Origin of the sequence: Pseudomonas sp. NY15437 (assembly GCF_048068435.1) — a bacterium.
Lineage (GTDB): Bacteria > Pseudomonadota > Gammaproteobacteria > Pseudomonadales > Pseudomonadaceae > Pseudomonas > Pseudomonas nitroreducens_B.
In genome coordinates, this window is sequence record NZ_JBLUQC010000003.1 from 90,109 (window position 1) to 102,846 (window position 12,738).

The 12,738-nt window shown below is 70.2% G+C and carries 12 protein-coding genes; 11 read left to right on the forward strand and 1 reads right to left on the reverse strand.

Annotated features, from left to right (window positions below):
• Positions 1 to 13 precede the first annotated feature (13 nt).
• The 11 genes from ACNFIA_RS07945 to ACNFIA_RS07995 all read left to right on the forward strand — a co-directional run bounded on the left by ACNFIA_RS07945 (position 14) and on the right by ACNFIA_RS07995 (position 11,725).
• The gene (locus tag ACNFIA_RS07945) at positions 14 to 1,381 is read left to right on the forward strand and encodes a DUF1329 domain-containing protein (protein ID WP_416783847.1); all 1,368 of its coding nucleotides are present in this window, start codon (positions 14 to 16) and stop codon (positions 1,379 to 1,381) included.
• A gap of 171 nt (positions 1,382 to 1,552) precedes the next feature.
• Complete coding sequence (locus ACNFIA_RS07950; RefSeq protein WP_416783848.1) at positions 1,553 to 2,614, forward strand: WD40/YVTN/BNR-like repeat-containing protein; 1,062 nt, start codon at positions 1,553 to 1,555, stop codon at positions 2,612 to 2,614.
• A gap of 3 nt (positions 2,615 to 2,617) precedes the next feature.
• On the forward strand, positions 2,618 to 5,089 hold the full coding sequence (locus ACNFIA_RS07955) for an efflux RND transporter permease subunit (RefSeq protein WP_416783849.1): 2,472 nt from the start codon (positions 2,618 to 2,620) through the stop codon (positions 5,087 to 5,089).
• 190 nt (positions 5,090 to 5,279) lie between these two features.
• The gene (locus tag ACNFIA_RS07960) at positions 5,280 to 6,470 is read left to right on the forward strand and encodes an MFS transporter (RefSeq protein ID WP_416783850.1); all 1,191 of its coding nucleotides are present in this window, start codon (positions 5,280 to 5,282) and stop codon (positions 6,468 to 6,470) included.
• Complete coding sequence (locus ACNFIA_RS07965) at positions 6,467 to 7,240, forward strand: SDR family NAD(P)-dependent oxidoreductase (protein WP_416783851.1); 774 nt, start codon at positions 6,467 to 6,469, stop codon at positions 7,238 to 7,240. The genes ACNFIA_RS07960 and ACNFIA_RS07965 overlap by 4 nt, the downstream gene beginning before the upstream one ends.
• An 11-nt stretch (positions 7,241 to 7,251) precedes the next feature.
• Entirely contained in the window at positions 7,252 to 7,824 is a 573-nt protein-coding gene (locus ACNFIA_RS07970) for a cupin domain-containing protein (RefSeq protein WP_416783852.1), read from the forward strand.
• Complete coding sequence (locus ACNFIA_RS07975; protein WP_416783853.1) at positions 7,821 to 8,813, forward strand: fumarylacetoacetate hydrolase family protein; 993 nt, start codon at positions 7,821 to 7,823, stop codon at positions 8,811 to 8,813. Before ACNFIA_RS07970 ends, ACNFIA_RS07975 begins: the two co-directional genes overlap by 4 nt.
• Positions 8,804 to 9,787, forward strand: a complete 984-nt coding sequence (locus ACNFIA_RS07980) for an NAD-dependent epimerase/dehydratase family protein (protein ID WP_416783855.1) — start codon at positions 8,804 to 8,806, stop codon at positions 9,785 to 9,787. The genes ACNFIA_RS07975 and ACNFIA_RS07980 overlap by 10 nt, the downstream gene beginning before the upstream one ends.
• Positions 9,784 to 10,584 (forward strand): cyclase family protein, encoded by an 801-nt coding sequence (locus tag ACNFIA_RS07985; protein ID WP_416783857.1) that lies wholly within the window; start codon positions 9,784 to 9,786, stop codon positions 10,582 to 10,584. The genes ACNFIA_RS07980 and ACNFIA_RS07985 overlap by 4 nt, the downstream gene beginning before the upstream one ends.
• An 86-nt stretch (positions 10,585 to 10,670) precedes the next feature.
• Positions 10,671 to 11,015, forward strand: coding sequence for a cupin (locus tag ACNFIA_RS07990; protein WP_259755778.1), 345 nt, complete (start codon positions 10,671 to 10,673; stop codon positions 11,013 to 11,015).
• A 47-nt stretch (positions 11,016 to 11,062) separates the two neighbouring features.
• Positions 11,063 to 11,725 carry a hypothetical protein gene (locus ACNFIA_RS07995; RefSeq protein WP_416783859.1) on the forward strand — a complete coding sequence of 221 codons (663 nt, stop codon included), beginning with the start codon at positions 11,063 to 11,065 and terminating at the stop codon, positions 11,723 to 11,725.
• Positions 11,726 to 11,754: 29 nt separating this feature from the next.
• Here ACNFIA_RS07995 and ACNFIA_RS08000 read toward each other — a convergent pair whose 3' ends face one another.
• Positions 11,755 to 12,687, reverse strand: coding sequence for a DMT family transporter (locus ACNFIA_RS08000; protein WP_416783861.1), 933 nt, complete (start codon positions 12,685 to 12,687; stop codon positions 11,755 to 11,757).
• Between the last annotated feature and the right edge of the window lie 51 nt (positions 12,688 to 12,738).

Consider the following 12,738-nt stretch of genomic DNA (forward strand, 5'->3'; position numbering starts at 1 on the left):
CGAGGACTGCCCGATGAAACACAACAAGAAAGTCGTTTCCCTGCTCACCGCCCTGAGTGTCTCCCTGCTGTTTGCCCATGGCGCCTTCGGCGCAGTGTCCGCCGAGGAGGCGGGCAAGCTGAAAACCAGCCTGACCCCGCTGGGCGGCGAGCGCGCCGGCAACGCCGACGGCAGCATCCCGGCCTGGACCGGCGGCTACACCCAGGTCGACCCGGCCTACCAGGACGGCGGCAAGCGCGGCGACCCCTTCGCCAGCGAGAAGCCGCAGTTGACCATCACCGCGCAGAACATGGCGCAGTACGCCGACAAGCTGACTCCCGGCATCCAGGCGATGCTGAAGAAGTACCCCGACAGCTACCGCCTGCAGGTCTACCCGACCCACCGCAGCGCCGCCGCGCCGCAGTCGGTGTACGACGCCACCTTCGCCAACGCCACCAGCGGCAAGCTGGTGGACGGCCCCGCCGGGCCGATGCCCGAGGGCGCCGCCGGGGGCATCCCGTTCCCGATTCCGGCCAATGGCGTGGAAGCCATGTGGAACCACCTGCTGCGCTGGCGCGGCGCTTCCTGGCACGCCAGCTTCAACCAGTACCTGACCACCGCCGACGGCAAGCACGTGCTGACCAACGACTCCCGCGCCGACCTGCAGATGCCCTGGTACCTGCCGGGCGGCACCGGCGACAAGGGCGTGTTCTGGTCCATCCGCATGACCAACGACGGCCCGCCGCTGCGCGCCGGCGAAGCCATCACCGGCCTGGAAAACCTCAACGCCGACAAGGCCGCGGTGTGGACCTACCTGCCCGGTCAGCGTCGCGTGCGTCGCCTGCCCAATGCCTGCTGCGACACCCCGACGCCGGCCACCGCCGGAGTCATGAGCTTCGACGAGCTGTACGTGTTCAACGGCCGCGTCGACCGCTTCGACTGGAAGCTGGTGGGCAAGAAGGAGATGTACATCCCCTACAACGTCAACAAGGTCTTCACCGCCGAAAACGGCGAGGCGCTGCTCGATGCGCACCACCTGAAGTCCGACGCCATCCGCTGGGAGCTGCACCGCGTCTGGGTGGTGGAGGCGACCCTGAAGAACGGCCAGCGCCATGTCATGCCCAGGAGCACCTACTACCTCGATGAGGACACCTGGGCCGCCGTGCTCGGCGAGCGCTACGACGCCCGCAACCAGCTGGCCAAGGTGGTCTGGACATCGCCGGTGGTACTGCCCGACCTGCCCGGCGTGGTGACCCTCACCAACGGCTTCTACGACCTGCTCTCCGGGGCCTGGTTCGCCGGCGACCTGTTCGCCGGCAAGAGCGAGCAGTACCGCATCGTGCCGCCCTACAAGGACTCGGTGTTCACCGCCGACGCCATGGCGGGCGAGGGCGTGCGCTGAGGGGCACCTGTAGGAGCGAGCTTGCTCGCGAACCCGCCGCGGCTCGGCCCGGCTCCGGCGCATGGCTGTTGTAGGAGCGAGCCATGCTCGCGATTCGCGGGCACGGCCCGCTCCTACAGGGAAGCTCCGTAGCGAAACCGTTGTAGCGATGACAAAAAAAGGTTGCGTGCGATGAAGAAGACTCTCTCCGCCTGTCTGTTGGCAGCCTGCTGCGCCGTGCCGGCGGCCCTTGCCGGTAACGGCCCGGATACCCTGGCGCAGCCCGCCGTGCACGGCCCGCAGGCCCTGCGTGCGGTGCTGCAGGATGTGGCCCGCGCCGGCGAGCGCCTGGTGGCGGTGGGCGAGCGTGGCGTGGTGCTGCTCTCTGACGACAACGGCGCCACCTGGCGACAGGCCACGGCGGTGCCGGTGAGCGCCGGTCTGACGGCCGTGCAGTTCATCGATGCGCAACAGGGCTGGGCCATCGGCCACGCCGGCGTGGTGCTGCACAGCGAGGACGGCGGCGAGCATTGGGCCTTGCAGCTCGACGGCCGGCGCGCCGCGGACCTGGAGCAGCAGGCCGCCGGGGCCTCCGGCGACGCCGCGCGTATCGCCGCTGCACAGCGCCTGGTCGCTGATGGCGCCGACAAACCGCTGCTGGCCCTGAGCTTCGCCGATGCCCGCCACGGCCTGGTGGTCGGCGCCTACGGCCTGGCGCTGAGCACGGCAGACGGCGGGCGCAGCTGGCAATCCGCGATGGAGCGCCTGCCGAATCGGCGCGGGCTGCACCTGTATGCCCTGGCCCGTCACGGCAGCGACCTGTATGTCGCCGGCGAGCAGGGCCTGCTGCTGCGCTCCCGCGATGACGGCGCCCACTTCGATGCCCTGCAGAGTCCCTACGACGGCAGCTACTTCGCCGCCGCCGTGCTGCCCGGCGGACGCCTGCTGCTGGGCGGCCTGCGCGGCACCCTGTACGCCTCCGACGATGCCGGCGAAAGCTTCCAGCCGCTGGTCAACCCGATTCCCGCTTCGGTCAACGGCATCCGCGTGGCCGGCGACCAGCTGCTGCTCGCCAACCAGGCCGGGATGCTGCTGCGCAGCGACCTGGCGCACTTCGCCGCGCAGCCGCTGCCGGTCTCCGACGGCCTGCCGCTGGCCGCCGCCACCGTTACCGCCGATGGCGCCCTGGTCGCCGTCGGCATGGCCGGTGCGCGCCGCCTGGCGCCTTCCTCCCAACCTTCTCGCGCGGACTGAGCCATGCACGCCACCACTTCCCCTGCGCCGTCCAGCGGCCGCCTCGACGACTTCGACAGCACCTCCGGCTCGCTGCTGGAACGCGCGCTGTTCAACCACCGCGCGCTGGTCCTGCTGCTGTGCCTGGCGGCGACCTTGCTGCTGGGCTGGCAGGCCACCCGCCTGACGCTCAACGCCAGCTTCGAGAAGACGATCCCGCGCGAGCACCCCTTCATCCACCATTATCTGGAGCACCGCCAGGAGCTGGCCGGGCTGGGCAACGCCGTGCGCATCGCGGTGGCCAACCCGCGCGGCAGCCTTTACGACAAGGACTACCTGCACAGCCTGCAGCAGCTCAACGATGCGGTGTACCTGCTGCCCGGCGTCGACCGTGCGGCGATGAAGTCGCTGTGGACACCCTCGACCCGCTGGACCGGCGTGACCGAGGACGGCCTGGAAGGCGGCCCGGTGATTCCCGACGGCTACGATGGCAGCGCCGCGAAACTGGAAGAACTCAAGCGCAACGTCGAGCGCTCCAACGAGATCGGCCAGCTGGTGGCCTTCGACCAGCGTTCGAGCATCGTCTACGTGCCGCTGCTGGAGAAGACCCCGGACGGCCAGGCGCTGGACTACAGCGCCTTCGCCCGGGAGCTGGAAAACCTGCGCGCGCGCTTCCAGGGGCAGGGCGTGGAGATCCACATCACCGGCTTCGCCAAGGTGGTGGGCGACCTGATCGACGGGCTGAAGCAGATCCTGCTGTTCTTCGCCGCCGCCATCGCCATCACCGCCGTGGTGCTCTACTGGTACACCCGCTGCGTGCGCAGCACCGCGCTGGTGGTGATCTGCTCGCTGGTGGCGGTGATCTGGCAGCTCGGCCTGCTGCCGCTGCTGGGCTACGAGCTGGACCCGTACTCGGTGCTGGTGCCGTTCCTGGTGTTCGCCATCGGCATGAGCCACGGCGCGCAGAAGATGAACGGCATCATGCAGGACATCGGCCGCGGCATGCATCGCCTGGTGGCGGCGCGCTTCACCTTCCGCCGGCTGTTCCTCGCCGGGCTCACCGCGCTGCTGTGCGACGCCGTGGGTTTCGCCGTGCTGATGATCATCCGTATCCAGGTGATCCAGGACCTGGCGGTGATTGCCAGCCTGGGCGTCGCGGTACTGATCTTCACCAACCTGATCCTGCTGCCGGTGCTGCTCTCCTACCTGGGCGTCAGCGCCCGCGCGGCGCGCCGCAGCCTGCGCGCCGAAGAGGCCGAGGCGAGCGGGGCGGACAAGCATGCGCTGTGGCGCTTCCTCGACCTGTTCACCCGGCGCCGCTGGGCCGCCGCCTGCATTGCCGTGGCCGCGCTGATGGCCGCTGGCGGCTACGCGGTGAGCCTGCACCTGAAGGTCGGCGACCTCGATGCCGGCGCTCCCGAGCTGCGCCCGGATTCGCGCTACAACCGCGACAACGCCTTCGTCACCGCCCACTACGGCGCCAGCAGCGACGTCTTCGCGGTGATGGTGCAGACCCCGCCCGGCGCCTGCTCGGCCTACGACACCCTCAAGCGCGTGGATGACCTGGACTGGCAACTGCGTGGCCTGCCGGGCGTGGACTCGACCAACTCGCTGGCGCTGCTCAACCGCCGCGTGCTGGTGGGCCTCTCCGAAGGCAGCCCGAAGTGGTACGAGCTGGTGAACAACCAGGCGACCCTGAACATGGTCACCGCCAACGCGCCCCGTGGCCTGTACAACGACGATTGCAGCCTGCTGACGCTCTACGCCTTCCTCACCGACCACAAGGCCGACACCCTCGCGCAGGTCGTGGACAGCGTGCAGGCCTTCGCCCGCGACAACGACAGCGAACAAGCGACCTTCCTCCTCGCCGCCGGTAGTGCGGGCATCGAGGCGGCCACCAACCAGGTGGTCAAGCAGGCCAACCGCGACATGCTCTGGTGGGTCTACGGCGCGGTGATCCTGCTCTGCCTGGTGACCTTCCGCTCCTGGCGCGCGGTGCTCTGCGCGGTGCTGCCGCTGGTGCTGACCTCGATCCTCTGCGAGGCGCTGATGGTGGCGCTGGGCATCGGTGTGAAGGTCGCGACCCTGCCGGTGATCGCCCTGGGCGTGGGCATCGGCGTGGACTACGCGCTGTACGTCATGAGCATCGTGCTGGCGCAGCTGCGCCAGGGCGCCAGCCTGTCCGAAGCGTATTACCGCGCGCTGCTGTTCACCGGCAAGGTGGTGATGCTCACCGGCGTGACCCTCGCCATCGGCGTCGGCACCTGGATCTTCTCGCCCATCAAGTTCCAGGCCGACATGGGCGTGCTGCTGGCCTTCATGTTCGTCTGGAACATGGTCGGCGCGCTGATCCTGCTGCCGGCTCTGGCGTATTTCCTTTTGCCGCAGCGCCAGGCACAGCGCGCCAAGCCGGCGCACCACCTGGAGGAAATCCACCACAACAGCGATGGCTGCGAATCCAACAACAACCAGAGGACCGCCCGATGCCTTGCCTGATCATTCCATGGCGCTGTCCCCGCGCGCCTGCGATGCGGGAATTCGCCAGCCGCGCCGAGCTGCTTTTCGTAGGAGCGAGCTTGCTCGCGAACCAACCCCGCCGCGAAGCATGTTCGCGAGCAAGCTCGCTCCTACAGGCGCGGTCATACGCATCCGCGATTTACATGAAGAGCCGGTGTGGAGGTGCGCAATGACCACTGAACGCCAAGCCTCCAGCGCACAAGCCCTGTTGCTGCTGTTCGGCAGCTGCCTGCCGGTGCTCGGCGCGGTGCTCATCGCGCCGGTGTTGCCGCGCATGCAGGCACATTTTGCCGACACCCCCGGCGCCGCCGTGCTGGTGCCGGTGGCGCTGACCCTGCCGGCGCTGGTGATCGCCTTCCTCGCGCCGCTGGCCGGCGTGCTGGCGGACCGCGTCGGCCGGCGCTCGCTGCTGCTGGCCAGCATGCTGCTCTACAGCCTGTGCGGGGTGCTGCCATTGTGGCTGGATTCGCTCGGGCTGATCGTCGCCAGCCGCGCCGGCATCGGCCTGGCCGAAGCGGGGATCATGACCTGCTGCACCACGCTGATGGGCGATTACTTCGACGGCCAGCGCCGCGAGCGCCTGTTCGCCCTGCAGATGGTCGCCACCTCGTTGTCCGCGGCCTTGTTCATGGGAGTGGGCGGCGCGCTGGGGGAGAGCGGCTGGCGCACGCCGTTCACGCTCTACGCCGTGGGCGTGCTGTGCCTGCCGCTGATGGCTGCGCTGCTGTGGGAGCCGCAGGCGCGTCGCGTCGAGCAGGCGGCGCCGGGCGCTGGGGCATTCCCGTGGGCCGCGCTGGCGCCGTTGTACCTGCTCACCGTGCTGGCCGGCGTCAGCCTGTTCATCGTGCCGGTACAGGCGGGCTACCTGCTGCAGCTGCTGCACGTCGATGGCCCGCAGCAGATCGGCCTGACCATGGGCGCCAACCAGCTGGGCGTGCTCGCCGGCGCGCTGACCTTCCGCCTGCTCGCCAGCCTGCCGGCGCGCCGTCTGCTGGCGCTGGGCTTTGCCACGGCGGGGCTGGGCGGCGCGCTGATGGCGCTCTCGCCCAGCCATGCGCCGGTAGTCCTCGCCGTGCTGCTGAACGGGGTCGGCGTCGGACTGTTGTTGCCGACGCTGATCACCCAGGTGATGCAGCAGGTCGGTTTCGAGCAGCGTGGGCGCGCCACCGGCGGCTTCACCGCGGCGATCTTCGCCGGCGAGTTCGTCAGCCCGTTGCTGGTGCTGGCGCTCACCGGCGGGGTCGCCGAGCAACTCCCCCATGCCCTGTTGCGGGTGGCGGTGGTCCAGCTGGTGCTGGCGCCGCTGTGCCTGTTGCTGCTGCGCGGTCGCCGCGTGGCATCGGTGGCGGGGGCGCTATGAACGAACTGTTTTCCCTGGCCGGCAAGACCGCGCTGATCACCGGCGCCACCCGTGGCATCGGCCTGGCCATCGCCCGCGCATACGGCCGCTGCGGCGCGCGCCTGGCGATCAGCAGCGAGAGCGCCGAGGACTGTGCGCGAACCGTGCAGGCGCTGGCGCAGGAGGGCATCGATGCCCTCGCCGTGCCCGCCGACCTGCGTGATGGCCAGGCCGTGCAGGCCATGGCTCGGCAGGCCCTGGCGCATCTGGGCCGCGTCGATGCGCTGGTCTGCAACGCCGGCGTGGCGCCGCACATGGGGCCCCTGGGCACGGCCAGCGAGGCCGACTGGGAGCTGACCTTCACCGTCAACCTGCGCAGTGCGCTGTGGCTGACCACGGCGCTGCTGCCGTCCATGGCCGAACACGGCGGCGGCAGCGTCGTGCTGATGGCCAGCATCGCCGGGGTGCGCGGCAACAAGGGTCTGGGCCTGTACGGGCTGTCCAAGGCGGGCCTGGCGCAACTGGCGCGCAACCTGGCGGTGGAGTGGGGGCCGGCGAACATCCGCGTCAACGCCATCAGCCCCGGCGTGATCCACACCGACTTCGCCCGCCCGCTGACCGACAACCCCGAGGTGATGCAGCGCCGCCTCGCCCTCACGCCGCTGCGCCGGGTCGGCCGACCCGAGGAAGTCGCAGCCCTGGCCCTGCTGCTGGCAGCCCCCGGCGGCGCGTTCATCAGCGGACAGAACCTCATCGTCGACGGTGGCACGACCATCGGCGACGGCAATTGAAAGGAGACACCATGCAACAGCTTCCCCCCTTCAAACGTGTGGTCACCGGCCACGATGCCCAGGGCCAGGCGGTGGTCGCCAGTTGTGGCCCGACGCCGAACAACTTCCCGCTCAAGGCGGTGCCCGGCACGCTGTTCTACGAGGTCTGGAACAGCCTCGGCAGCCCGGCGCCGCTGGACAACGGCGACGACCCCACCGCGCAGCCGCTGCAGCTCAGCCCCGGCCCCCTGGGCAGCGTCATCCGCGTGGTGGACATCCCGCCGGACAGCGTGCAGAACCAGGTCAGCGACGAAGACGCCGCGGCGGTCTTCGCCGAAATTGGCCAATCCCATGCCGGCACCGGCAAGGCCGATTCGAAGCACAAGCTGATGCACCGCACCCAGACCCTGGACTACGGCATCGTCACCGAAGGCGAGGTCTGGCTGGTGCTGGACGATGGCGAGGTGCACTTGAAGCGCGGCGACATCGTGGTGCAGCGCGGCACCAACCACGCCTGGAGCAACCGCACCGAGCAGATGGCGCGGATGGCCTTCATCCTCCTCGACGGCCGTTACGCCGATGCGCTGAAGGAGCTGCTGCCATGAAGCTCGCCACCCTCGACGACGGCAGCCGCGACGGCCGCCTGCTGGTGGTGTCCCGCGACCTTTCCCAGGCGGTGGATGCCAGCGGTATCGCCGCCACCCTGCAGGCCGCGCTGGACAACTGGCCGCTGCTGGTGGATGACCTGCAGCGCCTGTACCGGCGGCTCAACGACCACGCCGTGGCCGGCGCCTTCGAGCTGGACCTGGCGCAGCTCGCCGCGCCCCTGCCGCGCGCCTGGCAATGGCTGGACGGCTCGTGCTTCCTCAGCCACGGCGAGCTGATGCAGAAGGCCTTCCACCTGGAACCCATCGAAGGCGTCGAGCGCATCCCGCTGATCTACCAGGGCGCCGGTGACGACTTCCTCGGCCCGCGCGCGGACATCCCGTTGCCCAGCGAGGCCCATGGCATCGACTTCGAAGGCGAGTTCGCCGTGCTGCTCGACGAGGTGCCCATGGGCTGCCCGGCCGAGCGCGCGCTGGAGCACGTGCGCCTGGTGCTGCAGCTCAACGATGTGAGCCTGCGCGCACTGGCGCCACGGGAGATGAAGACCGGCTTCGGTTTCCTCCAGGCCAAGCCCGCCAGCAGCTTCGCCCCGGTGGCGGTGACCCCGGACGAGCTGGGCGACGCCTGGCGTGACGGCCGCGTGCACCTGCCGCTGACGGTGGAGTGGAATGGCGACTGGTTCGGCCACCCCCACGGTGGCGCCATGCACTTCGGCTTCCACGAGCTGATCGCCCACGCCGCCCTGACGCGCCGGCTCAGTGCCGGCACGCTGATCGGCTCGGGCACCGTGTCCAACGCCGATCGCTCCGTCGGCTCGGCCTGCATCGCCGAGCGCCGCGCCATCGAGACCATCGCCCACGGCGCGCCGCGCACCGGCTTCATGCGCTTCGGCGACCGCGTGCGCATGGAGGCGCGCGGCGAGCGGGGCGAGGTGCTCTTCGGCGCCATCGACCAGCGCGTGGTGCAAGGGGGCTGGCCATGCGCGTGATGGTCAGCGGGGCCAATGGCTTCGTCGGCCGCCTGCTGGTGCGCCGCCTGATGGAGGCGGGCGAGCTGCGCGGGCGGCGCATCGAGGCGTTGCTGCTGCTGGACCAGTCCCTCGATGGCCTGCCGGACGATGCGCGCCTGCGCCGGCACTACGGCAGCGTCACCGACCCGGCCTTGCTGCGGCGGGTGCTGGCCGATGGCGTGGACGTGGTGTTCCACCTGGTGAGCGTGCCCGGTGGCGCCGCCGAGGCGCAGTACGAGTTGGGCTACCAGGTCAACCTGCAGGCCAGCCTGGAACTGCTGCATCAGCTGCGCCATACCGCGCGACCGCCGGTGCTGGTGTACGCCAGCAGCGTGGCGGTGTACGGCGGCGGGCTGCCGGCGCGGATGGACGAGCAGCAGGCGGCGGCGCCGCAGCTGTCCTATGCGGCGCACAAGCGCATGGTGGAAATCGCCCTGCAGGACCTGGCCCGCCGTGGCGAAGTGGACGGCCGCGCCCTGCGCCTGCCCGGCATCGTCGCCCGCCCGCGCGAGCCCAACGGCCTGCGCTCGGCGTTCATGAGCGACCTGCTGCACGCCTTCGCGGCGGGGGAGAGCTACACCTGCCCGGTATCGCCGGCGGCCAGCGCCTGGTGGATGTCGGCGCGCTGCTGCGTGGACAACCTGCTGCATGCCGCCGAATTGAAGGACCCCGGCAGCCAGCGTGTCTGGCAGCTGCCGGTGCTGCAGCTGACCATCGCCCAGGTGCTCGACGGGCTGACCGCCTGCTTCGGCCAGGCCAACCGCGCGCGCATCGCCTTCGACCCCGATCCGCAGCTGGAAGCGCTGTTCGGCGCCTATCCGCCGCTGCGCACGCCGCTCGCCCGCGAGCTGGGCTTCTGCCACGACGGTTCGGTGGCCGGCCTGCTGCGCAACGCCCTCGACCTGCCGCCGCGTCGCAATCGCGCGGCCGCCCGCAAAGGAATCTCCGCATGAGCCTCAACCAGCGCCGCCTGCTCGACCTCTCCGTGACCCTGGACAACAACCCCTACACCGACCCGCCGCCGCTGCTGCCCAGGATCGACTACATGGACCACCAGCAGGGCTGGCCGGAGATGGCCGCGATGTTCCCCGGCCTGCGCAAGCAGGACCTGCCCGGTGACGAATCCTGGGCCGCCGAGCGCCTGCAGATCACCACCCACAGCGGCACCCACATGGATGCGCCGTGGCATTACGCGTCCACCACCGATGGCGGCAAGCCGGCCTTCGGCATCGACGAACTGCCGCTGGAATGGTGCCTGCAACCGGGCGTCAAGCTGGACTTCCGCCACCTGCCGGACGGCCACGTGGTCACCGCCGCCGAGGTCGAAGCGGAGCTGGCGCGCATCGGCCATGCTCTGCAGCCGCTGGACATCGTGCTGGTGAATACCCGTGCCGGCAGCCTGTTCGGCCAGCCGGGCTACCTGGAGGCGGGCATCGGCATGGGCCGCGAGGCCACGCTCTACCTGCTGGAGCGCGGCGTGCGGGTGGTGGGCACCGATGCCTGGAGCTGGGACGCGCCGTTCAAATACACCCGCGAGCGCTTCGCCGCCTCCGGCGATGCGTCGATCATCTGGGAAGGCCACAAGGCCGGGCGCGACATCGGCTACGGGCAGATGGAGAAGCTCGCCAACCTGGAGCAACTGCCCGACCACGGCTTCCTGGTCAGCTGCTTCCCCTACAAGATCCGCCACGCCTCCGCCGGCTTCGTGCGCGCCGTGGCGATCCTCGACCCGCTGCCGGCGACGGGCTGAAACGACCCTTTGTCGCCTCGCTTCGAATCGCTCGATCCAGCGTCTTTACTGGCACAGAGAGGCAGTCGCACAGCGAGGCGCGCGTGATGAACAGCCAAGAGGTGGCACCCGAAACCCGGGGCGTGACGGTGGAGCTGCTGTCCTCGGTCGACCTCGGTCCGGAGATCGACGGCATGGCCGGCCGGCAGTTGCGCATGCGCCGGGTGACCATCGAGCCCGGCGGCGTGTTCGGGCCGGTGCATGACCACGTGGACCGGCCCGGCACGGTGTTCATCCTGCAGGGCACCATCACCGACCATCGCAACGGCATCGCCACCGACTACGGACCGGGGGTGGGCTGGCCGGAGGACCACGCCACCGTGCACTGGCTGGAGAACCGAGGCACGCTGACTGCGGTGGAGATTTCGGTGGATATCGTCCGCCTGGGATGACCGGCGATTCGACCTGAACCGTGCGCAAAGCCGCCTGGAGGCAAGCGATGGACAACGTGGAGAAGGGCACCTGGCAGCGGGTGCTGGAACCGGTGGACCGCATTACCGAAGTGATCTTCGGGCTGCTGATGGCCATGACCTTCATCGGTTCGCTGAGCGTGGCGACCTCGGGGCGGGAGGAGGCGCGCACCATGCTGATCGCCGCGCTGGGCTGCAACCTGGCCTGGGGCCTGGCCGACGCGGTGATCTTTCTGATGCGCACCTGGACCGAGCGCACCCGCAGCCGCACGCTTCTGCAGCGACTGCAGGGCGGCGCCGACCCGCGCAACGGGCACGACCTCATCGCCGCCGCGCTGCCGCCGCGCATCGCCACGGCGGCCGGCGCGGAGGGGCTGGAAATGCTCCGCGTGCGCCTGCTGGGTACCGTGGGAACGCCGGTGCAGGCGCGGATCGGCTGGGCGGACCTGAAGGGCGCGCTGGCGACCTTCCTGCTGGTGGTGCTGGCGACCTTTCCGCTGGTGATTCCCTTCCTGCTGATCCCGCAGACCGGGCCGGCGATCCGCGCCTCGAACGCGGTGGCGCTGGTGATGCTGTTCCTCTCCGGCTGGATGCTCGCGCGCTACTCCGGCGGCTCCCCGTGGGCCGGCGGCCTGGCCCTGGCGGTGGTGGGCACGGCGCTGCTGTTCGCGATCATCGCGCTGGGTGGCTGAGCCAGCGCGACCCTGGCCGATGGGCGCGTTCACTCGGCCCGTTCGGCGTACCCGATGGCCATCGCCATGATCGCGATGCCGCCCAACTGCAGCGGGCCGAGGTGCTGGCCGTAGACCAGCCAGTCGATGACGATGGCCACCGCCGGGTAGATGAACTGGTAGACGGCGATCCGGTCGGTGTTCAGCCGCGCCATGCCGGCGTAGAGCAGGGCGTAGGCCAGCCCGGTGTGCAGCAGCCCCAGCCCGGCCAGCCAGCCCCAGGCCGCGCCGAGCGGCGGCCAGCCGTGCAGGATAGGCCAGGCGAGCAGCACCAGCGTCCCCATCGCGCATTGCCACCAGGCCAGGATGCCCGCGGGCACCTGCTGCAGCGTGCGCGCCACCAGCGTCACGCACGCCGTGCACAAGGCGCCGACGAGACAGAAGCCCACGCCCCACCAGTAGCTCGCCGGGTAGGCCTGCTGCGCGCCGAACAGCGACAGGTGCTCGAGGATGCCGGTCGCCAGTACCAGGCCGAACATGGCGACGGCCACGCAGGCCATGCGCCGCCGGGCGATGGGCTCCTTCAGGCAGAGGCCGCCGAGCAACAGCACCCACAGCGGCTGGACGTGGAACAGCACCGTCGCCACGCCGGCCGAGGTGCGTTCGATGGCGGCGAAGAACAGACCCCAGGCCAACACCATCAGCGCGCCTGCGACCAGCACGGCAAGCAGCGTCTTGCGGGCAGGGAACAGGCTGCCCAGCTGGCGGCGGCAGATCGCCCAGAGGCTCAGGCCCAGCAGGCCGAAGGCGCAGCGGAACCAGGTGGCGGTCAGCGGATCGGCGCCGGACTGGTGCAGGAAGATGCCAATCGTGCCCAGCACCACGCTGCCCAGGACGAAGGGCAGCGTTCCGCCGGCGCGGGCGCTGGGCGCGGTGGTGCGGGGCAGGCTGGCGGCGGTTGCCGTCGATTCATGTGTGCTCATGGCGCCAGTGTGGCGCTGGCGGTTGAACACGAGAAGCGCATAATACTGGCA

What these genes read in the sequence shown, in the direction of transcription:
- ACNFIA_RS07945 (WP_416783847.1), top strand. Translation starts at nt 14, where the DNA reads ATGAAACACAACAAGAAAGTCGTTTCCCTGCTCACCGCCCTGAGTGTC.
- ACNFIA_RS07950 (WP_416783848.1), top strand. Translation starts at nt 1,553, where the DNA reads ATGAAGAAGACTCTCTCCGCCTGTCTGTTGGCAGCCTGCTGCGCCGTG.
- ACNFIA_RS07955 (WP_416783849.1), top strand. Translation starts at nt 2,618, where the DNA reads ATGCACGCCACCACTTCCCCTGCGCCGTCCAGCGGCCGCCTCGACGAC.
- ACNFIA_RS07960 (WP_416783850.1), top strand. Translation starts at nt 5,280, where the DNA reads ATGACCACTGAACGCCAAGCCTCCAGCGCACAAGCCCTGTTGCTGCTG.
- ACNFIA_RS07965 (WP_416783851.1), top strand. Translation starts at nt 6,467, where the DNA reads ATGAACGAACTGTTTTCCCTGGCCGGCAAGACCGCGCTGATCACCGGC.
- ACNFIA_RS07970 (WP_416783852.1), top strand. Translation starts at nt 7,252, where the DNA reads ATGCAACAGCTTCCCCCCTTCAAACGTGTGGTCACCGGCCACGATGCC.
- ACNFIA_RS07975 (WP_416783853.1), top strand. Translation starts at nt 7,821, where the DNA reads ATGAAGCTCGCCACCCTCGACGACGGCAGCCGCGACGGCCGCCTGCTG.
- ACNFIA_RS07980 (WP_416783855.1), top strand. Translation starts at nt 8,804, where the DNA reads ATGCGCGTGATGGTCAGCGGGGCCAATGGCTTCGTCGGCCGCCTGCTG.
- ACNFIA_RS07985 (WP_416783857.1), top strand. Translation starts at nt 9,784, where the DNA reads ATGAGCCTCAACCAGCGCCGCCTGCTCGACCTCTCCGTGACCCTGGAC.
- ACNFIA_RS07990 (WP_259755778.1), top strand. Translation starts at nt 10,671, where the DNA reads ATGAACAGCCAAGAGGTGGCACCCGAAACCCGGGGCGTGACGGTGGAG.
- ACNFIA_RS07995 (WP_416783859.1), top strand. Translation starts at nt 11,063, where the DNA reads ATGGACAACGTGGAGAAGGGCACCTGGCAGCGGGTGCTGGAACCGGTG.
- ACNFIA_RS08000 (WP_416783861.1), bottom strand. Translation starts at nt 12,687, where the DNA reads ATGAGCACACATGAATCGACGGCAACCGCCGCCAGCCTGCCCCGCACC.